Genomic DNA, 21589 nt, shown 5'->3' with positions numbered 1-21589 from the left:
TTACCAGTTATTCACTTACCAGTTGGTCGTTATTTACCAAGTTAATAACCCAGCCAATGAATTTACCTTTTTGATTTCTTAAGTAATCTATCTGGTGCTTACCCGCCTGAGATATGGTTTGGTTAGCTTCAAAAACCGTAATTATTTTTTCTGCAAACTCTGATAATTCTTTTGACCTGTTTAACGCATCTAAAGCAGGAGCCTCAATTATAATAACATCAAACAAAGGTTTAAAAGATCGAAGCAATTCATTTATGCGTTCTTTGCTGCTCAGTTCAAGTATAGAGGTATCGCCACCCTTATTACCAATAAATGTTATTTTTTGATCGGAAAGTGGCAAACTGGTTCTTTGATTTAACAGGTCTTCAATAAACAAATTAGTTTTAGTTGAACTTGTTATAGACGGGTTGTCAAAGTTAGCATCAATAACCAGCACCTTTTGATTGATCTGAACATACGCATATGCCAGGTTAAGAGCAAAAAAAGTTTTACCCTCTCCGGATGACAAGCTATTTACAAGCAGTATATTACTATCCTTCAGCTCGTTGCTTGCCTCAAACCGTGTTGACCGCATTAAATTTTTGAACTTTTTAAGTTCCACGGTAGTATTGTTATTTTCCCAGATCGCACGTAGATCAATGGATCTTTCAGACAACTTGTTTAAGTTGCCCAGTACAGGAGCTTTACTGCGATTAGCTAATTCGCGGGCGTTTTTTACTGTATTGTCGAAGAAGAAAAGTAAAAACAACACCGCAATGCATGCTATAAAGCTGGCTATACCAGCCATTATTACCAGCAACATCTTTTTTGAAGGCTGCGCCTGTCCTGGCTCCGCTACCTCAAGTAATCTCAATTTGGTAGTGAAGCTCGATTCTAAACTTGCCTGGTTATATTTTTGCAGTATCTCTAAATACTCCTGTCCGGCAATATCAATGGCACGTTCTAACGCTTGTACGGCAGCTTCGTGCGGTACAAGTTCATCAAATTTGGTATTCAGTCTAACCAGCTCTTTGTTAATACTGCCAGTGCTGTTTTTTGCAATATCATTTTGCATCTGAAGGCTCATGCGCTGATCAACCAGATCCTGCTTGGTTGAAAGCGGGCTGGTAACATACTTGTCGGATAACGAGCCGAGATTTCTACTTACAACGTTCTTTAGTGAATCTGCCTTACGTTGATAGATAGGATTAAATCCGCTTTGTACATAAGCATCATTAGCTGCATGTAATTGCGATTGCGCGGAGATAACATCTTGTGTAACGCCCAACTTATTGCTTTCGCTGTAACGCCTGAACCTCGGATCAAAATTACCGTCTATGCTATCCATTGTTGCCTTTGTAGCACGTATATTTCTTTCGGCTTCTTCTCTGCGGGTTTCAAAATCGGCCATCTGCCCGTATAAGCTTTTGGCCTTTTCATTAAGATTTAATACGTGATTGCGGGTTTTATAATTTTTTAAAGCCAACATATGCGCGTCCAACGTGTCGCGCTTAATCTGTAGTAGTTTAAACAAAAAATCAACGGATCTTTGTTGATTGGTTTTTACCAGTTCACCATAGTAACTGATAAATTCAGTACACAAAGTATTGACAACAATGGCGGAAAGTTCAGGGTTTTCCGAATCAAACTGAACGCTTATGTAATCACTGTTTTGTAGCCGATAAACCTGTATTTTATCCAATAACGATTTATCGTCATACTTCATGGACGACATTAGCTTGATCAAGCCGTCCTGATCAGGATTAAATGAAGATAGCGCTTGTCTTTTTTTATACATTTCGGTATAAACCTCAACAGCATGCTTCTTAGCATCGTTATTTAGGGTTTCTACAAGCTTACTTTGTTGTCTGAAAGGACTGGCATTAGTAAGGTCGTGTATCATTAGTTTGTACCCAACCTGATCAAGCATACGCTTGGAACGCATCATCTCTATTAAATTGGCAAACTCCTGGTTGATCTCAGACTCTTGCATCCCCACAAAATCACCCAGACCTTTTTGTGTTTGGTCAACTATACCTGTTGCAATTTTGGCTTGCGATAAATAGGAATCGGCCTGGTTGCGTACAAGAAAATAAGTGATAATTACGGCAATAACCGGAACGATCACAATAGTGAATTTATGCTTTCGTAATACCCGTAAAAAGCTCTTGAGATCCATCTATTTTATAACGTTTTCCAGATTTGTACCAATTAATTCTTCCACGTCGGCTTTGGCAATAAATACATTTGCCTCCGCTTGTACTTTTGTTTGCTGATGCTCTGTAAATTGTATAAGCACTTTGCTGTAACTATCAAAAGTTTCTTCGCCCTTTTCAAATTTATATTTTACGTCTTTTAACTGTGCCTCGGTGTCCTCTGCGGCTCTTATTTGCAATTTTAACTCGCCGACGCGTTGGATATACATGTAGTAACGCCTTCTAACCTCTGCGCTAAGCGTTATAATATACTCCTCCTGCTCTGTTTGTTGTACTAAAACTTCTCGTTTAGCTTGCTTTACTGCCCATGGTTTAGCCACAAGCGTACCAACATTTAAAAATACACCTGCCTGTAACCCTTTAAAATAAGTACTTGTTGGATTTACCGGATTGATAGTTGGATCAGACGGTTGATAAACATAGGAGAGGGTTAACGCATCCAGCCATGAGGCTTTTACTTTTGATACGTTAGCAGAGGCCACACTTACCCTGTTTTGAAAATAACGAACGCGTGGATAGTTCTTTATTGCAGTATCAACAAGGCGCTGCAGATTATCTGCTTTAGATAACTCTGGTAATATAGTGGCTTGCGTTGAGATTGTTTGTGCCCCAACTTTGCTGTAAAGAAATATGATCAGTATTAACGGTAGTATAATTTTTTTCCGCAAAGTCATTAATAGTGTTGTTTCGAAATCTATCAGATAACGATGTAAAGTCTTATAAACGTTTTTTAAGCCTTGGGGGTTTCAATTATGCATCAAAAACCTGCTTTTACATCACATAATTATTTTAGCGTAAATTAACTATTTAACAAGCGATAATAAAAGGGCATTTTATTCACATTACAAAAATCTTGCAGATACCCTGAGTTCCTTTGATTTTTCTGAATAATCATAAAAGCCAAGTCCGGATTTTATGCCCATGTTCCCGGCAGCAACCATATCAACTAAAAGCGGACAAGGAGCGTACTTAGCAGCATTAAAACCATCATACAAAACATTCATTATAGCTAAACAAACATCAAGCCCTATAAAATCTGCCAGTTGCAGCGGCCCCATAGGGTGCGACATGCCTAACTTCATTACCAGGTCAATTTCTGTTACGCCTGAAACCCCCTCCGCTAAGGTATAAATAGCTTCATTGATCATTGGCATCAATATTCGGTTAGCTACAAAGCCAGGAGCATCATTAACTTCCACGGGCACTTTCTCTAATGCGCGAGCAATATCCATTACTTTAGTAGTAACGCAATCAGAGGTTCCTTTTCCGCGTATAACTTCAACAAGTTTCATCAGCGGAACGGGATTCATAAAGTGCATTCCCACAACGCGTTGGGCATTTTGGGTTATAGCCGCTATTTCGGTTATGGAGATAGATGATGTGTTAGAAGCAAGTATAATGTCACTTGAGCAGATATGATCTAACTGCTTAAAAATGTTAAGCTTGATATCTTTATTTTCAGTGGCGGCTTCAATAACTAATCCTGTTTCTTCAGTAATGTCCGTTAATAAAGTTGAAGTTTTGATACGTTGTAATGCTGCATTTTTTTCATCTGCTGTTAGAGAACCTTTGCTTATTTGCCGGTCCATATTGGAAGCGATATTTTTCAACGCCCGTTCAAGGGCCTGGCTGTTGGTATCAATCAACAAAACTTCGTACCCATGCTGAGCAAATGTGTGTGCAATGCCACTACCCATTGTTCCCGAACCAATAACCGCTACGTTTTTCATTTTAGCTTCTAAAATACAATTTTTTGAGCTGCTATTGTTGACTTGTCAAACACGCTAAGTTGAGGAATACGAATAATAGTTTCTCCTTTAGTATGAGCTTTTATGACATTTTCCGAGTACTCGTCGGTATCGCCATTAAATATGATGGCCTTTATCGTAATATTTTTTGAGTATAGTAGTGAAAGTGATAACAATGTATGATTAATGCTGCCCAAATAATGTTGTACAACCATTATTACTTCTGCATCCAGTTGTTTTATCAGATCAACCATCAGATCTTTGTTATTTAACGGAACCATCAAACCGCCAGCGCCCTCAACAATAAGCGTATTATCAGTTTGAGGCAGTTTAAAGCTACTTAAATTTATAGTCACGCCATCAATATCCGCAGATTTATGAGGCGAATACGGTTGCGTTAAACGGTAGCGCTCAGGGTGAAATACAGTTTTTTTGTTAGATACAAGACTTTGTACCTTCATGGTGTCACTATTATCCAAATCGCCTGATTGTACGGGTTTCCAGTAGTCAGCTTTAAGAGATTCTGTTAAAATAGCAGCTACAATAGTTTTACCAACACCTGTGCCTATACCGGTAATAAATAACGGACGCTTACTCATGATATAATTTATTTATAGTTTTAGCTAAGTTGATAATGTCTTCTTCGTTATTGAATGAATGCAAGCAAATGCGTATGCGCTCTTTGCCTATTGGCACTGTGGGGCTAAAAATAGGTCTTACGTCAAAACCGGCACCTTGGAGGGCGTTAGCTATAGTCCTGGCCTTGTCGTTGTTATTTAACAAAATACATTGAATAGCGCTATTACTATGCGGCATGCTTCCGGCCGGCAAATTTAGATGCGTTTTAAATAACTGTATATTGTTCTTTAACGCTCCAGTGATGTTTTCAGATCGTTCTAATAAGGCCATAGCAACCTTAATGGTCGCTATCTGATGAAAAGGTGCTGCCGTTGTGTAAACGAATGATCGTGCAAAATTAATCAGATATTGGCGTAACACAGCGCTGCCCACAACCACAGCCCCGTGACAGCCTAACGCCTTTCCAAACGTAACAATCCGTGCAAAAACATGCTCTTCAAGACCAAGTTCTGCAACTAAACCTTTTTTGAAAAGACCAAAAGCATGGGCTTCATCAACTATTAAATGTGCGTTGTACTTTTGGGTTAGGTTAATTAACTCCATAAGGGGAGGGGTATCACCGTCCATTGAATAAACGCTCTCAATAACCACATAGCACAAACCTTTAGCATTTTTAAGTTTGCTTTCAAGGCTATCTAAATTGTTATGCTCAAAAGTATATCGGTTGGCATTGCTTAGGCGTACGCCGTCAATTGCCGAAGCATGAATCAACTCATCACAAATAACTGTGTCACCGCGTTGAGGCAAGCAGGAGAGGAGCCCAATGTTCGCATCATAGCCAGAGTTGAACAGTAACGCGGCTTCTGCCTCCACACTGACAGCAATACTTGATTCAAGTTCTTCTGTATATTTTAGATTGCCGGATATTAATCTTGACCCCGTTGATCCGTTTAATACACCGTTGGTATTGCACTCTTGTTCGATTAATCGTTTAAGTTCTGTTGAGCGGGCAAATCCCAGGTAATCATTTGAGCAAAAGTCTATAAGGTTACCTTCCGGTTTTAAAGCTCTTAAATTACCTGCCTGCTGCCTTTCAGACAGTCTGTTCTGCATAAATCTTTCTGCTGCGCTCAATACAATAAATTTTGGCTAAAATAAAAAAAGCCCCGGTAAACCCGAGGCTTTTAAATGTATGCAAGTGCTTATTAGTTACCGCCCATTTGTTTAAAACGCTCATTCATAGCGTCTACCTGTTTTTGAAAAGCAGGTTGTTGTTCGGGTGTTAATATTGCTTTGATCTTAGTGTTTGTGCTTTCCATGATTTTTACAAACTTAGGCATAGCTGACTGAAAATCACCGTTTGCACTGCTCATAAGGCTATCCATGCTTTTGCCTTGTGCATCATAAATAACTTTTGCTTTGGCAACTTGTGCATCATTCAATGACAAAGAAGTCTTTAAAGCTGCAACACGCTCTTCTGGAGTAGGGGGTCCTTGTGCAAGGCTCACTACACTAAAGCCCAATACAAAAGCTCCAACTAATAATAATTTTTTCATTTTTAATCAATTGTTTAGTTGCCCATTCTTTGACGCATCTGAGCAGCTTGCTCATCAACTTGTTTTTGGAAAGCAGTTGCTTGCTCAGGAGTTAATACAGCTTTTATTTTAGCGTTGGCAGTTTCACGCATTTTCATGAAAGTAGCCATGTTAGCCTGCATATCACCACCAGCTTGCATTAAGCTATCACGGCTTTTAGCTTGTGTTTCATAAACAACTTTGATCTTAGCTGCCTGGGCATCAGTTATACCTGCAATTTGTGTTTTTAAACGCTCAACCTGCTGGTCTGGTGTACCTCCCATTCTGCCTTGCGCAAAGCTTACCGCGCTAACGCCTAAAACAAAGGCGCTTACTAATAATAATTTTTTCATCTTTTTCGGTTTATTAATGTAATTGTAATACTAAAGGTAAGTGCTATTAGTTTTACATACAACATGTAACTTAAATGTTGCTAATTATTAGATGAGTGACATTTACTAAATTTATGTAATGTCTATGTAAATAGTAGATTTTTTTTGTTAGCACTGTTGTTTATTCCATCAATCGCCGTAACTTTATTTTGATTTTAAACACAACATCTAAATAAATATAATTATGAGCTTAAGATTAGGCGATAAAGCCCCCAACTTTCGGGCACAAACTTCAATAGGAGAGATTGACTTATATGAATACCTTGGCGATGGCTGGGGAGTATTGTTTTCGCACCCTGCCGATTATACACCGGTTTGTACAACAGAACTGGGAGCTACGGCTGCATTGAAGGAGGAGTTTGCTAAACGCAATGTTAAAGTTTTGGCATTGAGCGTAGATTCGGTTGAATCTCATCATGGCTGGATTAAGGATATTAATGAAACACAAGGCGTAGAGGTTGATTTTCCAATTGTAGCTGATGAAGACCGTAAGATTTCAGAAGCATATGATATGATCCATCCCAATGCGTCTGTAAATGCAACCGTACGGTCGTTATTTATCATTGGGCCAGATAAAGCCATTAAATTGATAATCACTTATCCTGCATCAACAGGCAGAAATTTCCAGGAGATTTTAAGGGTGATTGACTCTCTTCAATTAACTGCCTACTATAGCGTAGCAACACCAGCCAACTGGAAAGAAGGCGAAGATGTAGTAGTGGTACCGGCTATTAAAACCGAAGATATTCCGGCTAAGTTTCCTAAAGGTTTCCGTGAGGTAAAACCATACCTGCGCTTAACTCCTCAGCCTAATAAATAATTTATTTGCTTAAATAAATTATTTATTATATTTGGAAAAAGCAGAGTATAGTTATTCCACTGATTATTAATACCATTTGTAATTCAGTTTGGCTTATTATATATCTTAAAAGTTAATTTTTAATACAATACTAAATTATGAAAACTGGAAAAGTAAAATGGTTTAACACACAAAAAGGTTTCGGTTTTATTATCACCGAAGAAGGTAAAGACCTTTTTGTTCACTTTAAGGATGTACAAGGCGGCGTAAATGCTATCAAAGATAACGACAGCGTACAATACGATGTGGAAGAAGGAAGAAAAGGATTGCAGGCTGTAAACGTAAAAAAAATATAGTTTACCGTACTTATCAAAAAACCTCTGTGTTAACGCAGAGGTTTTTTTTTTGCCTTTTAAATAAAAAAAATACAAATTAAACTACTTTAGCGCACCAATTATAGCGACCACTTATGGCCACAACAGCTGCCCGCGCAGGCAACCGAAACGTTATTTTTTTAGTGATTGTAGCTGCATTAGGCTACTTTGTTGACATTTATGACCTTCTTATTTTTTCAATTGTAAGGGTTGAAAGTTTGAAAGGCATTGGTATTACTAACCCTGCTGACATTACCAGTAGCGGTACATTCATTATCAATGTGCAGATGTTTGGCTTGCTTTTAGGCGGTATAGTTTGGGGTATAGTTGGTGATAAAATGGGCCGTATAAAAGTACTTTTTGGTTCAATTTTGCTTTATTCCATTGCCAATTTTGCCAATGGTTTTGTGCAGGATGTTAATACCTATGCTGCTGTTCGCTTTTTTGCGGGCATAGGTTTGGCCGGTGAGTTAGGTGCAGGGATTACCCTGGTAAGTGAAACCATGAGTAAGGAGAACCGGGGTTACGGCACCATGATAGTGGCCGTGGTAGGGCTTTTTGGCGCCGTGCTAGCCAACATAGTTGCTAAAAATTTCGGTTGGCAAAACGCCTATTTTGTTGGCGGTGGTCTCGGTTTATTATTACTATTACTTCGCGCGGGAACATTTGAATCGGGCATGTTTAAGGATGCAGAGAAGAGCGACGTATCAAGAGGGAATTTTTTGAGCTTATTTACAGATCGTAAACGCTTCTTAAAATATGTATACTGCATATTTTTAGGAGCGCCGTTATGGTTTGTGGTAGGAATATTGGTAACACTATCGCCTGAATTTGGAATAGCTTTAAAAGCTAAAGATGTACTTAGTGCCGGCGACGGCGTGTTGTATACTTACATAGGAATTTCTGTTGGCGACTTAGCAGCTGGTTTGCTGGCACAAGCTACACGCTCAAGGCGTTTAACTATGCTGGTGTTTTTACTTATTTCGGTAGTAAGCGTGGCAATTTACCTCACATCAACAGGTATGGACAGCACCAAATTTTTGTGGATATGCTTTTTTATGGGATGCACGGTTGGCTATTGGGCCACATTTGTAACCATTGCATCAGAACAGTTTGGTACTAATCTGCGCGCAACCGTAACTACAACCGTGCCCAATTTTGTACGTGGCGCACTAATTCCTATAACATGGGCGTTTCTTTACTTTAAAGGTGAGTTTGGAATGATCAATGCGGGATTTATTATGATGGGTATACTTACCGCAATTTCCCTTTTTTCGTTAAGTCAGCTAAAGGAAACTTTCGGAAAAGATCTGAACTATATTGACGAGTTTATATAGAAACTATTTATAATTAGCTAAGCCAACTTTTACACACAACTGAGCTGAGATTTTGCGTCTGTTATAAATAAAACGCATTTTTGCGACAATGATCAACAAAGAACAGATAGCGGCAGATTATAAGGCTATACAAGACGAGATCTGTCTGGCGCTCGAAAACCTGGATGGCAAAAGCAAATTTGAAGAAGAACTTTGGGAACGCGAGGGTGGAGGTGGAGGCCGCACAAGGGTTATCCAAAACGGCAATATTCTTGAAAAAGGCGGTGTAAATTTCTCAGCTGTTCATGGTAAACTACCGGAAGTAATGAAGAAGGCGCTAAAAGTGGATAGCGATGATTTTTTCGCTACAGGCGTATCTATTGTAATTCATCCTAACCATCCGCTGGTACCTATAATTCATATGAATATACGGTACTTTGAAATGCTTAATACTCCGGAAGGGCAAGAGCCTGTGCGTTGGTTTGGTGGCGGGATTGACCTTACGCCTCATTATGTTATTGAAGAAGACGCGCGCTTTTTTCATGGTCAGCTCAAAGTAGTTTGCGACAGGTTCAACGCTGATTTTTATGCTAAATTCAAAGCATGGGCCGATAGTTATTTCTACATAAAACACCGCGACGAAACCCGCGGTATTGGTGGTATATTTTACGACAGGCTTACCGCTAATGACAATTTAAGCTGGGAGGAGGTGTTTGAGTTTTCTAAAGCCTTAGGTCGCATATTTGCGCCTACCTATATCGAGCTGGTTAATCGCCATCGTAACGAAGTATTCACTGAGCAACAACAATTATGGCAGTACCAACGCAGAAGCCGTTATGTAGAGTTCAATTTAGTTTATGATGCAGGCACAAAATTTGGCTTGGAAACCAACGGGCGTATCGAGTCTATTTTAATGAGTTTGCCGCCTACAGCAAAGTGGGAATACAACTACGAGGCCGAGCCAGGTAGTGAAGAAGAAAAAACGCTTTCATTGCTAAAAAAGGATATTAACTGGATTTAAGGCATGCGTAAAAGTTTATCTGTGATAATCACCGTTTTGGTGTTATCATCATTTGTTAAGATATCATCGCTAAAGGGAACCTGGCAGTACGCAGGCGGAATGAGTGGCGGTAAATTCTATTCGGCACCCAAAGATTACTCACAGCAGCGCGTATACACTAAAGATAAGTTCGAAGCCTTTTTGTTAGAGAAAGGAGAGAAGCCCTTAAAATACGAATCGGGTGATTATTCGCTAACAGCCGATTCATGCTTTGAAACTCAGACTTACAGCTTGCAACCATCTTTTTTAACCGGAAAACTCATACACTATAGCTACACTATTAAAAACGATACACTTTTTTTAAAAGGCAAATTACCCAACGGAATTGAGGTTGAAGACTTTTGGAAAAAAGTAAAGTAAAATTCAGTTCAAACACTCCGCTGTACACCTAATTTGTTACCAAATAGAATAGGAGAAATCAACTAAATTCTTAACTTCGCAGGTCGCATAAACAAGTGTGCTGCGCATCCTAAATTGTAGAAGAAACTTGCTAAAAGAATAAAATGGCTGAAGGAATAGAGAACGATAATACCAATAACGAAGACAAAATAATTTCGATAAATATTGATGAGGAAATGCGATCGGCCTACATTGATTATTCAATGTCGGTTATCGTATCAAGAGCACTGCCTGATGTTCGTGACGGCTTAAAACCTGTTCACAGACGTGTGCTTTTTGGCATGTTAGATCTTGGACTTAACAACAATAAACCCTACAAAAAATCAGCCCGTATTGTGGGTGAGGTAATGGGTAAGTACCACCCTCATGGTGACTCGTCGGTATATGACACTATGGTACGTATGGCTCAGGATTTCAGCTTACGCTACCCGTTGGTTGAAGGCCAGGGTAACTATGGTACCATTGATGGTGACAACCCGGCGGCTATGCGTTATACCGAGGCCCGTTTAGAAAAAATGGCCGAAGAGTTGTTGGCTGATATCAACAAAGATACCATTGACTTCCAATTGAACTTTGACGATTCGTTAGAAGAGCCAACGGTATTGCCTTCGAAATTCCCAAACCTGCTGGTTAATGGTGCATCGGGTATTGCTGTAGGTATGGCCACTAATATGGCACCGCACAACTTATCAGAAGTTATTGATGCTACAATTGCCTTAATTGACAACCGTGATATTGAGATAAGTGAGCTTGTAAAATATGTAAAGGGACCTGATTTCCCTACCGGAGCAATTATTTACGGGACAGAAGGCCCGCGAGAAGCATTGGAAACCGGTCGTGGCCGTGTAGTTATACGTGCCCGTGCGGAGATTGAAACATATGGGGGTGGAGATAGAGAACGTATTATAGTTAGCGAAATACCTTACCAGGTAAACAAAGCTAACATGATTGAGCGTACTGCCGACCTGGTTAACGAGAAAAAGTTAGAAGGCATATCAGCTATTCGTGATGAATCCAACCGCGAGGGCATTCGGATAGTTTATGAAATACGCCGCGATGCAAACGCTTCAATTGTATTAAATAACCTATTCAAATATACGGCACTTCAAACTTCGTTTAGCGTAAATAACATCGCGCTTGTTCATGGCAGACCGATGCTGCTTAACTTGAAGGATTTGATCCACCATTTTGTTGAGCACCGCCATGAAGTAGTAATACGCCGTACCAAGTTTGAGTTAGCCGAGGCAGAAAAACGGGCGCATATATTAGAGGGTTTATTAATAGCGCTTGACCACCTTGATGAGGTGATCAAATTAATTCGTGCATCTCAAACACCGGATGAAGCCCGTGAGGGGTTGATCAGCCAGTTTGGACTAACTGACCTGCAAGCACGAGCCATATTAGATATGACATTGCGCAGGTTAACAGGACTTGAGCGCGATAAGATCAAAGAAGAATATGCCGCTTTAATGAAACTGATTGAGCATTTAACTGCCATCTTAAACGATGAAGGTATGCGAATGCAGATCATTAAAGATGAGCTATCAGAGATAAAAGATAAATACGGTGATGAGCGTAAAACTGAAATTGTACACTCATCTGCCGAAATGCAAACGGAAGATTTCATTGAAGACGAAGACGTTGTTATAACCATATCACATGAGGGTTATATTAAACGTACGCCTTTAACAGAATACCGCAGACAGGGTAGAGGTGGAAAGGGATCATTGGGCAGCAACAGCCGCGATGCTGATTTTATTGAACATCTGCTTATTGCTTCTAACCACAACTACATGTTGTTCTTTACAGAACAAGGACAATGTTTCTGGTTAAGAGTATTTGAAATACCGGAAGGTTCTCGTACATCAAAAGGCCGTGCAATTCAGAACATTATAAATATTCCAAAAGAGGAGAAAATAAAGGCTTACATAAAAGTGGTGAATTTGAAGGATAAGGACTATCTGGAAAATAACTTCATTATTATGTGTACACGAAAAGGTGTAATTAAAAAAACGTCGTTAGAAGCATACTCTCGCCCACGGGCTAATGGCATCAATGCTATCAATGTTAATGAGGGAGATTCATTATTAGAAGCTAACTTAACAAGCGGCAGCAGCGAAATTGTTATGGCGTTAAGCTCAGGCCGCGCAATACGCTTCAATGAGTCTACCGTAAGACCGATGGGCCGTACCGCTACGGGTGTAAGAGGTATTACTTTAGATAGCGAGAAAGACGAAGTTGTTGGCATGATAAGCATTGACAATCCTGAAACAACAGTATTGGTAGTATCAGAAAAAGGTTACGGTAAACGTACAGATATAGATGACTACAGAGTTACCAACAGAGGCGGCAAAGGAGTAAAAACACTAAATGTTACCGATAAGACAGGCAATTTAGTAGCCATTAAAGGCGTTACTGATAAAGAAGATTTGATGATCATCAACAAATCTGGTATTATCATACGTATTGCAGTTAGCGAATTACGTGTAATGGGTAGGGCAACGCAAGGAGTGAGGTTGATAACCCTTAAAGGTGAAGACGAAATTGCTTCTGTAGCAAAAATTGAGCACGACGAGGAAGAAGATAGTCAAAACAATGAAGGGGAGGATGCTGTTGAAAACAACGACAACCCAGAGGAAACAACAGAATAAAAGGAATGAGAATTCGTAAAATCATTTTTTCGGTTTTACTGATAATGTTTATCACACCCGAGGCATTCTGCCAATCGGAAGTGCTGAAAGGTGTGGTAAACAGTCTTGCTCGTTACAAAAGAAATAAAGAGCTGAAATATTTGTCAGCTGCAAAAAAGTCAATTGATAGCCTGATCGCTGTCAATAACGACACATCCAACTTTGAGAAAAATGTGTACCTGGCTGTTATAAACAGTTCTGTGTTGTATGCAGACTCGCTTAACTCTCTAAATCTTCCTGCTGACCTTTTAAATAAGACAACACAATTGGTTGACAAATTAAATGGAAGCAGAAAAAGGAAAGTCTTTGAAGAGGATCTAAAATACGTTGCTAATTGTCTTGCTAACGTACACATTCGTAATGCTTTTAATTACTTAAAAAAGTCAGATCTGTTGGTTGCGCAGCAAAATTTATTAAGTGCTAAAAAGTATGCTCCGCATTTTAATCGTCTGGATGCCTATTTAGCTTATATTAACGGAAGATTGGGAAATTTATCTGCAGCTGCCTCTTTTTACAACAATCTACCATTAACAGAGGAGGCCTGGAGTGAGAATATTGAGGCAGCTTCTGCTGTTTATAAAGCCGTAGGAGACACGACAAAAGCAATAAAATTACTTGAAAGAGTTAGAAGATCATCACCGGAAAATGGTTTCCTCTTACTTGATGAGGCTAACATTTACAATAATAAACGCGACTATGCTTCGTTAGCACCTCTTTTACCTGCATTACTTGAATCAAATAGCAATAATCCGGATATAGTTTTTGTCGCGGCTAACTGCTATGACAGGCTAAACAACTTTGAAAAAGCCGAAGCTCTTTATTCACAGGCTATAGAGTTAAACAGTTCCGCCTACGAACCAATATTTAATTTAGGCTTGCTTTACTTACGAAAAGCACAATTAAAAAACTTTACAGATAATAAAGACTTATTAGCTGCAACGAAGTGGCTCGAAAAAGCACATGAAGTGGCTCCGCTTAACACAAATAACCTGGAAGCTTTGCGCTTACTTTATACCAAAACCGGAAATACAGTACAACTAAATAACATTAATAATAAACTGAAACAGTTAACCAATTAAGATTAATATGAAAATAAAAAATTTATTTGCCAGCGCAGGCTTAGCATTTTTTTTAGTTGCGCCCGCGTTTGCACAAAAAGGCGAACTATCTACAGCTAAAAGTTCTTTTGATACTTACGATGGGTTACGTGCAACAAATAACGCTGCATTGGTAAAGCAATCTCTTACAAAAGCTAAAGCCGCAATTGATAAAGCTGCTGTTCACGAGAAAACGTCAGCCTTGCCTGAGACCTATGCTTTAAAGGCTGCAATCTACGCTCATTCAGCAATGCAAGATTCTGTAGAATCCACTTCCGCACCGCTTTTCACCGCTGCTGAAGAAGCTTTGGTAAAAGGGAAGGAGCTGGACGTTAAAAAGGAGAATGAGAAATATTTATCATCTGCTGAGTCTGCATTAGCTCAAAGCAAGTTAAATTTCGGAGTTTCTTATTATAAAGCAAACAAGTTTGACGATGCTTATAAAGCCTTTGATTACAGTCAAAAATATGCCAAAGGTGATACCTCGGCTATATATTTCGCCGGTATATCAGCCGGGGCTGCAAAAAACTATCCGGCGGCTATTGAACAGTATAAAAAACTATTGGCAACTAATTTCTCAGAAAAAGATAAAATCTATTTAGATCTTTCATCATTGTACTTATCTGTAAAAGATACAGTGAATGCAATGAATATTGCTGCGGAAGCTGTTCAAAAATACCCTGCTGATGCTGAATTACGCAAAAGAGAAATAGAGGTATCATTACAATCAGGAAAAGTTGACCAGGTTTTAAGCAAGATACTATCTGCCATTGAGAAAGATCCAAAAAATAAAACTTTGTATTATTACGCTGGTATTACTTACAGCCAGATAGCAGATGGTTTCACACCGAAAATATCCAAAACTAAAGATGCTACCGCTTTAGCTGCTCTACATAAAGAGAAAGAATCAAATTTTGTAAAAGCTGCCGATATGTTTAAAAAAGCGGTTGAAATTGATCCGGCGTATTTTGATGCAATTCTAAATCTGGGTTATGTTACATTAAATCCTGCAATTGATACTTATAACGCTGCTCAACAATTACCTGCAACAAAACAAAAAGAGTATGATGCTGCTTTAGCAAAATCAAAAACTCAGTTTGAAGCTGCCAGACCATATTTAGAAAAAGCAACAGAAGTTCAGCCGAATAACGTTGATGCATGGAGTAATTTGAAAACTTACTACATAGGAACTCAAAATACCGCTAAAGCGAACGAAGTTCAAAAGAAAATAGACGAACTTAGCAAAAAGTAAAGGAGTTTATAAATTTAAAGCCTGCGATATGCAGGCTTTAAAAATAATTTACTACTTAACATAATGTTAATTATGTGAAATATTTACTACTGAGCTGGGCGTGCGGTTGTATCTGTTTTATCAGTGTCTGTACGTGCGGTATCAGCAGGCATTGTTGTAGAATTACTATCCATTACTGCTGAATCTGAATTGGTTGTTGTTTCATTCATCGAGCTGCAGCCCGAAGCTATTGACGTGACAACCGCCGCGACAAAAGCCAAACTTAAAATTTTCTTTTTCATAGTATTAGTTTTTTAATTATCAATTAAACAATTACTTATGTAACCCAAGCATTGCTGTATTGTTTATTTTTTTGGCCTTTATACTTAAAAAATATATATTTTGTATAATGTTAGTTTCAGCACGCGTGTTAAAATGGCTTCTTAGATTTTATCCGCCTTTATTTTTTCAGAGGATATGGACAGTTAAAATTTGTCATGATTTTACCGGAATAACCCTAAAGATCAGCAAGAGCGTATTTAATACCAATTACAATCACTCCATATTTGGAGGAACCATATTTTCAGCTGCAGATATCTGTTATCCGGTTCTGTTTCATCAAATTTTTAGCAATAAAGGTTATAGCGTTGCCGTATGGTCTCGTTCAGCCGAAATTCATTTTATAAAAAAAATAACTAACAAAGTAGTTTTCAGTGTTAACTTGTCTGCTGAACAGATACAAGAAGTTGAAGTGCAGCTAAACCAAAGCGGAAAGTTTATCAGGTACTACCCTATTGTTATTTGTAATATGATTGGCGAAGTTTGCGCCGACCTAAAATGCGAAGTATATATTCGTGACCTTACGTTTACAAAACCCGACAGTGAATAAAGTTTACATGAACGATGAAGCCTTTACTAAAAAAGGCTTTTTAATATCAACAGATCAATCCCTGCTTGATATGGATGTTATTTATAATTACCTTGACAAAGATTCATATTGGTCAAAAGGAGTTCCATTTGATCGTTTGGAACGAGCAGTTAAAAATTCGCTAAGTTTTGGTGTGTATCATAACAAAACACAAATTGGGTTTGCAAGAGTGATAACAGATACAGCGACATTCGCTTACTTGGCCGATGTTTTTATATTACCCGATTACAGAAGACAAGGATTGTCTAAATGGCTGGTGCAAACCATTATGGTCCACCCAGATTTGCAGGGTTTGCGTAGATGGAGCCTGGCCACTGCCGATGCGCATGGCCTTTACGCACAATTTGGCTTTAGTGAAATAACGCATCCTGAAAGGTGGATGCAGATTTATACGCCTTACAAGGTTGAGGATTGATTGATGAATGTTAAAAAACAGATCTTTGAAGGCGAAGGTGTAACACTCGACTTTAAGAAAACCATTACCAGCTGTGAGAAGATTGCGCGCACAATGGTTTCCTTCGCTAATAACAGGGGTGGCAGGCTTCTTATCGGCGTAGCTGATGACGGAGCGATCAAGGGTGTAAAATCTGAAGATGAGGAACGTTATATGATAACCAGGGCGGCACATTTATATTCCAGGCCAGCTCTTGAACCTCGGTTTGAAGAAATTTATGTTGATGATAGACTGATTTTAATAGTTGATATTGAAGAAAGCAATCTTAAACCACATTCAGCATTAGCCGAAGATGGAAAATGGTGGGTCTACGTTCGTGTCAAAGACAAAAGCGTTTTGGCGAGCAAAGTTATGGTAGACGTTTTAAAACGCTCCACAAGCCCAACCGGAGTTTTCATATCTTATTCTGATAAAGAAAAGCTATTGCTGGAATATCTTGACAAAAACGAACGTATAGATATAAAACAATTATGCGACCTGATAAAAGTTGGCAGACGTGCCGCTCAACGCCTGTTGGTCAATCTTGCGTTGTCAGGCATTATCAAAATACACACTTCTGAGAAGGAAGAATATTACACCGCCGCAGGATAGTATAAATCTGTATTTTTGCGAACCTCTGCATCGCGAAATGAAAACAACTTACAAGAAATACAAAAATCATTATAGGGATAACTTAAAACTGGCTATACCAGTGGTTATTTCTCAAATGGGTCATACCCTGGTACATGCTTCAGATAGTATAATTGTTGGCCACTTTGCCGGCACTGTAAGCCTGGCAGCTGTATCATTAGCCAGCAGCATTTTTGTTGTTCCAATGGTTATTGGCATAGGAATTTCGTACGGCTCTACCCCACTTATTGCCCAACACAATAGCCGTGAAGAATTCTCAGCATGTGGAAGATTGCTGTCCAATAGTTTATTTATAAACCTCCTTAGCGGAATATTACTTTTTTCATTCATTGCGGTAGGTTCGGCTTACGCACTTGAGCATCTAAAACAGGATCAGAAAGTTATTGTACAAGCAAAGCCTTTCTTGATATTGTTGGGCACATCTATTATTCCTATGCTGGTCTTTAATACTTTTAAACAGTTTGCAGAAGGACTGGGATTTACCAAACAGGCTATGCTGATCTCCATATGGGGTAACATACTCAACATTTGTTTAGGGATAATATTTGTTAAAGGACTATTTGGTATCAAGCCAATGGGCATTATGGGTGTGGGATACAGTACACTAATAGATCGCTGTACAATGGCTTTAGTAATGGCGGTCTATATATTTCGTTCTAAGCATTTTAAAAAATACCTTACAGATTTTTCTTTAACAAAAATTGACGCTAAACGCTGTTTGCAAATACTCGGTATTGGCGGGCCGGTGGCTTTGCAGTACGGATTTGAGGTAAGCGCATTTAGTGGTGCTGCTGTAATTATAGGCAGTATTGGGCTTGTGCAGCTTGCAGCGCACCAAATAGCAATTAACCTTGCGTCAATAACCTATATGATGTCAAGCGGCCTTTCGGCGGCTGCTGCTATCAAGTCTGGTAATTACTTTGGCGTGCGCGACCACTCCTCTTTGCGAAAATCAGCAAATGCAAGCTATCATGTGGTGATAGCGTTTATGGCAATAACAGCTATAATTTTTACCATTGGAAACAACTTTTTGCCATGGATATATACTGAAGACAAAGCTGTAATAGCCGTTGCATCACAACTACTTATTATCGCAGCAATGTTTCAGTTGTTTGACGGCACGCAGGTTATTGGATTGGGTATTCTACGTGGTATGAGCGATGTAAATATCCCCACCCTTATAACGTTCTTCGCCTATTGGGTGTTAGGCTTACCACTGGGCTGGTTACTTGGTATTTATTTAGATTGGGGTGTATCGGGTGTTTGGTATGGCCTAACGGCTGGCTTATTGGCGTCTGCTATTTTATTGTATACCCGGTTTAAAGTGATCAGCCATAAGCATAGATTGGCGGATAGAAATGCATTAATAATTGCAAGAGATTAAAAGAATATTTCTTTCGCTAAGGCATATGTTGCACAATGGGCGTCAACAATGTTTCTGATATCAGGAGAGTAGCCGCCGCCCATACTCACCTGCACGGGAATATTATTTGTTTTGGCAGTTTCCAAAACAAACTTATCCCGTAATTTGCAGGCTTGTTGAGATAACGAAAGTTTTCCAAGTTTGTCTGATGCTAAAACATCAACTCCTGATAAATAAAACATAAAATCGGGTTGTTGCTGTTCAATGAGTTGGGGTAAAATGTTATGCAAAATATTTAAATATTCATCATCTCCGGTACCGTCGGCCAAACCTACATCAAGATCAGATTGTTCTTTTCTATATGGAAAGTTATTGGCGCCATGCATTGAAAATGTGAAAACGCGGGATTCCCCATTAAATATTTCAGCAGTTCCATTACCTTGATGTACATCTAAATCAATTATTAATATGGATCTTGCTAATTGTTTATTTAACAAATAATTAGCTGCAATGGCCTGGTCGTTCAACATGCAAAACCCTTCTCCCCAATTACTCCCTGCATGATGAGTGCCTCCTGCTACGTTAAATGCAATTCCATGGTTCAATGCAAAATGACAACCATCTATTGTTCCTTGAGCTATTCGTTGCTCACGAGCTACCAACCTATCGGTGAGTGGAAAGCCAATTCGCCTCTGCTCCTTTGCTGTTAATGCGAGATGATGTAATTGCTGCCAGTACACTGCATCATGTGTTGCCAGAATAACTTCTTCCGAACATAAATCAGGACTAAACAAATTTTCGTCGGTTATTATCCCTTGGTGTATCAGTTGTTCTGGTATGAGCTCATACTTCAGCATTGGAAAGCGATGTCCATCTGGCAGCGGGTGTGCATATATTTGATCGAAAGCTATTTTAAGCACAAAGAGTTATTTTAAACAAATAATTATTATGTAACGAACCAAAGATATCACGTATGTCTAAAAGCGGCTTACAGAGCTTAGTTTACATATCAAGCCTTATTGGGTTTGCTAACATAGGGATCTCCTTTAACGTAAAAGCGATAAGGAAGCAATGCATCCTCTTTTGCATATGCGACACCTACACGAGGTACAGCAGCAATTTGGTCATCTGTAAAGCTGAGGCCGTTATCTTCCAACCATAAAACATCACTTTGTAAACTCAAGCCATTTAATTTACGATCAATACCAAGAGCCTGCCCAACAGAGCCGGGCCCGGATGTAATATTATGTTTCGCAATAAGCATTTTACGCCTTGTCAACATATCATCTAACCCAATTGTTGGATGAATAGCCCTTATCAGAATTGCACATGGATCACCTTCATTAGAAACAACAATATTGAACATTTCATGAATGCCGTAACAAAGGTAAACATAAGCAATGCCACCTGACGCAAACATAGTTTTTGTGCGCTGGGTTAATCGGCCGCCGTAACTGTGCGCTGCTTTATCATTAATGCCATTATAAGCTTCTGTTTCAACTATATATCCACCTGTTATTACACCATTTATACAAGTAAATAAATGCTTACCTAACAGCTCTCTTGCAAGTGCCACAACATCATTTCGCTCATAAAAAGATGTAGGTATTTTCATTTTTTACGCAAGATGTTTTTCAACGCTTTATTTACTTCTTTGGCTTTGTCAAATATCATAATATGGGTACCCCCTTTTACGATAATTGGCTCCATGTTTCGATTTAATGGGAAAACCCTGTCAACATCACCAATGATCTGATAAACGTTATTGGGTACGGTTTCGTTTGTCCAATGCAATACCGCCCACATGGCCCATTTCATAAAAAACGGAGAAGCATGCAAAATCATATCTTTAAAAAGCCAAAGCTCCTCCTCTTTCATGTTGCCAAAAACAGGCCTTATAGCACCGCCGAGATGAGTAAATACTTTATCAGGTAATAATTTGTAAATAGGCGCTTTTCTAAATACGCTAAAATACCACGGGGCTTCATGCACCGTGCGTATACTGGAGATTAATATAGTTTTACTTAACGGCACTTTCTTAGCTATTTCCATGGCGATCATACCTCCTAAAGAATTACCAATAACAACATCATTGTATTTTATATCATATTCGCTAATAACCTTTTGCGCATACTTTTCTAAAGTATCTGTTACATCAGGTATAATCCAATCAACCGGCACAACTTCGTAATCTGATATCTCAATGTTATTATAAATACGTGTGTCAGCACCCAAGCCGGGTATCAAAAATACTCTGGGCATTGCCATTATAACTTAACAAGGTTTATAATCTCGGCCAGGTATTTTGCATCTACCTCGTCAAAATGCGCGTGATATTCGCTATCCACATCTAACACTGCTACCACTTCACCATTTTGAAAAACAGGTAATACTATTTCTGAAACAGATGCTGAACTGCAAGCAATGTGACCGGGAAACTGTTCAACATCCGGCACGATGATGGTTTGCTGCTCATGCCAGGCAGTGCCGCAAACCCCTTTACCCTTTTTAATTCGCGTACAAGCCACAGGGCCTTGGAACGGGCCGAGTACCAGCTCCTCGCCTTTTACTAAGTAAAAACCTACCCAAAGCCAATTAAATTGTTCTTTAAGCGCAGCACAAACGTTGCCCATGTTTGCAATTACATCATCTTCTCCGGAAAGCAAAGCTTCTATTTGAGGTATAAGTGATGTGTATTGTTCCTTCTTAGTTTCAGCTTTGCTAATAATTAAGTCTTCTGCCATATAAACAAAGGTAATT

At 39.1% G+C, this 21589-nt stretch carries 24 protein-coding genes; 12 read left to right on the top strand and 12 right to left on the bottom strand.

All coding sequences use genetic code 11. The features are described 5' to 3' along the window. Positions 1–7 precede the first annotated feature (7 nt). The 7 genes from CLV57_RS10855 to CLV57_RS10825 form a co-directional block, all read right to left on the bottom strand. A complete protein-coding gene (locus tag CLV57_RS10855) occupies positions 8–2158 on the bottom strand; it encodes a GumC family protein (protein ID WP_100341437.1) in 2151 nt (716 codons plus the stop codon). Continuing rightward, positions 2159–2869 (bottom strand): TolC family protein, encoded by a 711-nt coding sequence (locus tag CLV57_RS10850; RefSeq protein ID WP_100341436.1) that lies wholly within the window; start codon positions 2867–2869, stop codon positions 2159–2161. It lies immediately after the preceding gene. A 168-nt stretch (positions 2870–3037) separates the two neighbouring features. Then, on the bottom strand, positions 3038–3925 hold the full coding sequence (locus CLV57_RS10845) for a 3-hydroxybutyryl-CoA dehydrogenase (protein WP_100341435.1): 888 nt from the start codon (positions 3923–3925) through the stop codon (positions 3038–3040). 8 nt (positions 3926–3933) lie between these two features. Beyond that, positions 3934–4542 (bottom strand): dethiobiotin synthase, encoded by a 609-nt coding sequence (gene bioD, locus CLV57_RS10840; protein WP_100341434.1) that lies wholly within the window; start codon positions 4540–4542, stop codon positions 3934–3936. Continuing rightward, complete coding sequence (locus CLV57_RS10835) at positions 4535–5635, bottom strand: aminotransferase class I/II-fold pyridoxal phosphate-dependent enzyme (RefSeq protein ID WP_169927081.1); 1101 nt, start codon at positions 5633–5635, stop codon at positions 4535–4537. Before CLV57_RS10835 ends, bioD begins: the two co-directional genes overlap by 8 nt. 92 nt (positions 5636–5727) lie before the next feature. Next, entirely contained in the window at positions 5728–6078 is a 351-nt protein-coding gene (locus CLV57_RS10830) for a hypothetical protein (protein ID WP_100341432.1), read from the bottom strand. A 14-nt stretch (positions 6079–6092) separates the two neighbouring features. Then, positions 6093–6449, bottom strand: a complete 357-nt coding sequence (locus CLV57_RS10825) for a hypothetical protein (protein ID WP_100341431.1) — start codon at positions 6447–6449, stop codon at positions 6093–6095. Positions 6450–6672: 223 nt separating this feature from the next. Between CLV57_RS10825 and CLV57_RS10820 the strand changes: the two genes are divergently transcribed. The 8 genes from CLV57_RS10820 to CLV57_RS10785 all read left to right on the top strand — a co-directional run bounded on the left by CLV57_RS10820 (position 6673) and on the right by CLV57_RS10785 (position 15475). Next, positions 6673–7308 (top strand): peroxiredoxin, encoded by a 636-nt coding sequence (locus CLV57_RS10820; RefSeq protein ID WP_100341430.1) that lies wholly within the window; start codon positions 6673–6675, stop codon positions 7306–7308. A 137-nt stretch (positions 7309–7445) separates the two neighbouring features. Next, entirely contained in the window at positions 7446–7643 is a 198-nt protein-coding gene (locus CLV57_RS10815) for a cold-shock protein (protein ID WP_100341429.1), read from the top strand. 113 nt (positions 7644–7756) lie between these two features. Next, positions 7757–8998: an MFS transporter gene (locus tag CLV57_RS10810; RefSeq protein WP_100341428.1), complete on the top strand. Its 1242-nt coding sequence runs from the start codon at positions 7757–7759 to the stop codon at positions 8996–8998. A gap of 88 nt (positions 8999–9086) precedes the next feature. Further along, positions 9087–9998 (top strand): oxygen-dependent coproporphyrinogen oxidase, encoded by a 912-nt coding sequence (hemF, locus tag CLV57_RS10805; protein WP_100341427.1) that lies wholly within the window; start codon positions 9087–9089, stop codon positions 9996–9998. Positions 9999–10001: 3 nt separating this feature from the next. Then, positions 10002–10397, top strand: a complete 396-nt coding sequence (locus tag CLV57_RS10800) for a hypothetical protein (protein WP_100341426.1) — start codon at positions 10002–10004, stop codon at positions 10395–10397. 143 nt (positions 10398–10540) lie between these two features. Further along, positions 10541–13087, top strand: a complete 2547-nt coding sequence (gyrA, locus tag CLV57_RS10795) for a DNA gyrase subunit A (protein WP_100341425.1) — start codon at positions 10541–10543, stop codon at positions 13085–13087. Positions 13088–13131: 44 nt separating this feature from the next. Then, positions 13132–14205, top strand: a complete 1074-nt coding sequence (locus CLV57_RS10790; protein ID WP_100341424.1) for a tetratricopeptide repeat protein — start codon at positions 13132–13134, stop codon at positions 14203–14205. A 7-nt stretch (positions 14206–14212) separates the two neighbouring features. Continuing rightward, the gene (locus tag CLV57_RS10785) at positions 14213–15475 is read left to right on the top strand and encodes a tetratricopeptide repeat protein (RefSeq protein ID WP_100341423.1); all 1263 of its coding nucleotides are present in this window, start codon (positions 14213–14215) and stop codon (positions 15473–15475) included. Between the two features lie 86 nt (positions 15476–15561). Here CLV57_RS10785 and CLV57_RS18380 read toward each other — a convergent pair whose 3' ends face one another. Next, positions 15562–15756: a hypothetical protein gene (locus tag CLV57_RS18380; RefSeq protein WP_157799130.1), complete on the bottom strand. Its 195-nt coding sequence runs from the start codon at positions 15754–15756 to the stop codon at positions 15562–15564. Between the two features lie 107 nt (positions 15757–15863). On the opposite strand from CLV57_RS18380, the gene CLV57_RS10780 reads away from it, so the two are divergent. Genes CLV57_RS10780 through CLV57_RS10765 form a run of 4 tightly spaced genes read left to right on the top strand, consistent with a single transcriptional unit; the run spans position 15864 to position 18850 of the window. After that, positions 15864–16343 carry a DUF4442 domain-containing protein gene (locus CLV57_RS10780; protein ID WP_100341422.1) on the top strand — a complete coding sequence of 160 codons (480 nt, stop codon included), beginning with the start codon at positions 15864–15866 and terminating at the stop codon, positions 16341–16343. Continuing rightward, positions 16336–16797, top strand: coding sequence for a GNAT family N-acetyltransferase (locus CLV57_RS10775; protein ID WP_245856981.1), 462 nt, complete (start codon positions 16336–16338; stop codon positions 16795–16797). Before CLV57_RS10780 ends, CLV57_RS10775 begins: the two co-directional genes overlap by 8 nt. Before the next feature lie 3 nt (positions 16798–16800). Further along, a complete protein-coding gene (locus CLV57_RS10770; protein ID WP_100341420.1) occupies positions 16801–17427 on the top strand; it encodes an AlbA family DNA-binding domain-containing protein in 627 nt (208 codons plus the stop codon). Positions 17428–17464: 37 nt separating this feature from the next. Next, a complete protein-coding gene (locus CLV57_RS10765) occupies positions 17465–18850 on the top strand; it encodes an MATE family efflux transporter (protein WP_100341419.1) in 1386 nt (461 codons plus the stop codon). Here the strand turns inward: CLV57_RS10765 and CLV57_RS10760 are convergent. From CLV57_RS10760 to CLV57_RS10745, 4 genes are all read right to left on the bottom strand, one after another. Then, positions 18847–19749 (bottom strand): histone deacetylase family protein, encoded by a 903-nt coding sequence (locus CLV57_RS10760; protein ID WP_100341418.1) that lies wholly within the window; start codon positions 19747–19749, stop codon positions 18847–18849. The two genes, CLV57_RS10765 and CLV57_RS10760, sit on opposite strands and share 4 nt — an antisense overlap. Before the next feature lie 89 nt (positions 19750–19838). Further along, on the bottom strand, positions 19839–20444 hold the full coding sequence (locus CLV57_RS10755) for a DNA-3-methyladenine glycosylase (protein ID WP_100341417.1): 606 nt from the start codon (positions 20442–20444) through the stop codon (positions 19839–19841). Then, positions 20441–21091: an alpha/beta fold hydrolase gene (locus tag CLV57_RS10750; RefSeq protein WP_157799129.1), complete on the bottom strand. Its 651-nt coding sequence runs from the start codon at positions 21089–21091 to the stop codon at positions 20441–20443. The genes CLV57_RS10755 and CLV57_RS10750 overlap by 4 nt, the downstream gene beginning before the upstream one ends. 5 nt (positions 21092–21096) lie before the next feature. After that, complete coding sequence (locus CLV57_RS10745; protein WP_100341415.1) at positions 21097–21573, bottom strand: GAF domain-containing protein; 477 nt, start codon at positions 21571–21573, stop codon at positions 21097–21099. Between the last annotated feature and the right edge of the window lie 16 nt (positions 21574–21589).

The organism is Mucilaginibacter auburnensis (assembly GCF_002797815.1).
In the GTDB taxonomy this organism is placed as follows: domain Bacteria; phylum Bacteroidota; class Bacteroidia; order Sphingobacteriales; family Sphingobacteriaceae; genus Mucilaginibacter; species Mucilaginibacter auburnensis.
The sequence above is the reverse complement of the archived record's forward strand: the minus strand, read 5'-3'. Positions and strand labels throughout refer to the sequence as shown.

Bases quoted from the DNA above. Each gene is read 5' to 3' on its own strand.
- CLV57_RS10855 (WP_100341437.1), bottom strand. From the start codon at position 2,158: ATGGATCTCAAGAGCTTTTTACGGGTATTACGAAAGCATAAATTCACT.
- CLV57_RS10850 (WP_100341436.1), bottom strand. From the start codon at position 2,869: ATGACTTTGCGGAAAAAAATTATACTACCGTTAATACTGATCATATTT.
- CLV57_RS10845 (WP_100341435.1), bottom strand. From the start codon at position 3,925: ATGAAAAACGTAGCGGTTATTGGTTCGGGAACAATGGGTAGTGGCATT.
- bioD (WP_100341434.1), bottom strand. From the start codon at position 4,542: ATGAGTAAGCGTCCGTTATTTATTACCGGTATAGGCACAGGTGTTGGT.
- CLV57_RS10835 (WP_169927081.1), bottom strand. From the start codon at position 5,635: ATGCAGAACAGACTGTCTGAAAGGCAGCAGGCAGGTAATTTAAGAGCT.
- CLV57_RS10830 (WP_100341432.1), bottom strand. From the start codon at position 6,078: ATGAAAAAATTATTATTAGTTGGAGCTTTTGTATTGGGCTTTAGTGTA.
- CLV57_RS10825 (WP_100341431.1), bottom strand. From the start codon at position 6,449: ATGAAAAAATTATTATTAGTAAGCGCCTTTGTTTTAGGCGTTAGCGCG.
- CLV57_RS10820 (WP_100341430.1), top strand. From the start codon at position 6,673: ATGAGCTTAAGATTAGGCGATAAAGCCCCCAACTTTCGGGCACAAACT.
- CLV57_RS10815 (WP_100341429.1), top strand. From the start codon at position 7,446: ATGAAAACTGGAAAAGTAAAATGGTTTAACACACAAAAAGGTTTCGGT.
- CLV57_RS10810 (WP_100341428.1), top strand. From the start codon at position 7,757: ATGGCCACAACAGCTGCCCGCGCAGGCAACCGAAACGTTATTTTTTTA.
- hemF (WP_100341427.1), top strand. From the start codon at position 9,087: ATGATCAACAAAGAACAGATAGCGGCAGATTATAAGGCTATACAAGAC.
- CLV57_RS10800 (WP_100341426.1), top strand. From the start codon at position 10,002: ATGCGTAAAAGTTTATCTGTGATAATCACCGTTTTGGTGTTATCATCA.
- gyrA (WP_100341425.1), top strand. From the start codon at position 10,541: ATGGCTGAAGGAATAGAGAACGATAATACCAATAACGAAGACAAAATA.
- CLV57_RS10790 (WP_100341424.1), top strand. From the start codon at position 13,132: ATGTTTATCACACCCGAGGCATTCTGCCAATCGGAAGTGCTGAAAGGT.
- CLV57_RS10785 (WP_100341423.1), top strand. From the start codon at position 14,213: ATGAAAATAAAAAATTTATTTGCCAGCGCAGGCTTAGCATTTTTTTTA.
- CLV57_RS18380 (WP_157799130.1), bottom strand. From the start codon at position 15,756: ATGAAAAAGAAAATTTTAAGTTTGGCTTTTGTCGCGGCGGTTGTCACG.
- CLV57_RS10780 (WP_100341422.1), top strand. From the start codon at position 15,864: ATGTTAGTTTCAGCACGCGTGTTAAAATGGCTTCTTAGATTTTATCCG.
- CLV57_RS10770 (WP_100341420.1), top strand. From the start codon at position 16,801: ATGAATGTTAAAAAACAGATCTTTGAAGGCGAAGGTGTAACACTCGAC.
- CLV57_RS10765 (WP_100341419.1), top strand. From the start codon at position 17,465: ATGAAAACAACTTACAAGAAATACAAAAATCATTATAGGGATAACTTA.
- CLV57_RS10755 (WP_100341417.1), bottom strand. From the start codon at position 20,444: ATGAAAATACCTACATCTTTTTATGAGCGAAATGATGTTGTGGCACTT.
- CLV57_RS10750 (WP_157799129.1), bottom strand. From the start codon at position 21,091: ATGCCCAGAGTATTTTTGATACCCGGCTTGGGTGCTGACACACGTATT.
- CLV57_RS10745 (WP_100341415.1), bottom strand. From the start codon at position 21,573: ATGGCAGAAGACTTAATTATTAGCAAAGCTGAAACTAAGAAGGAACAA.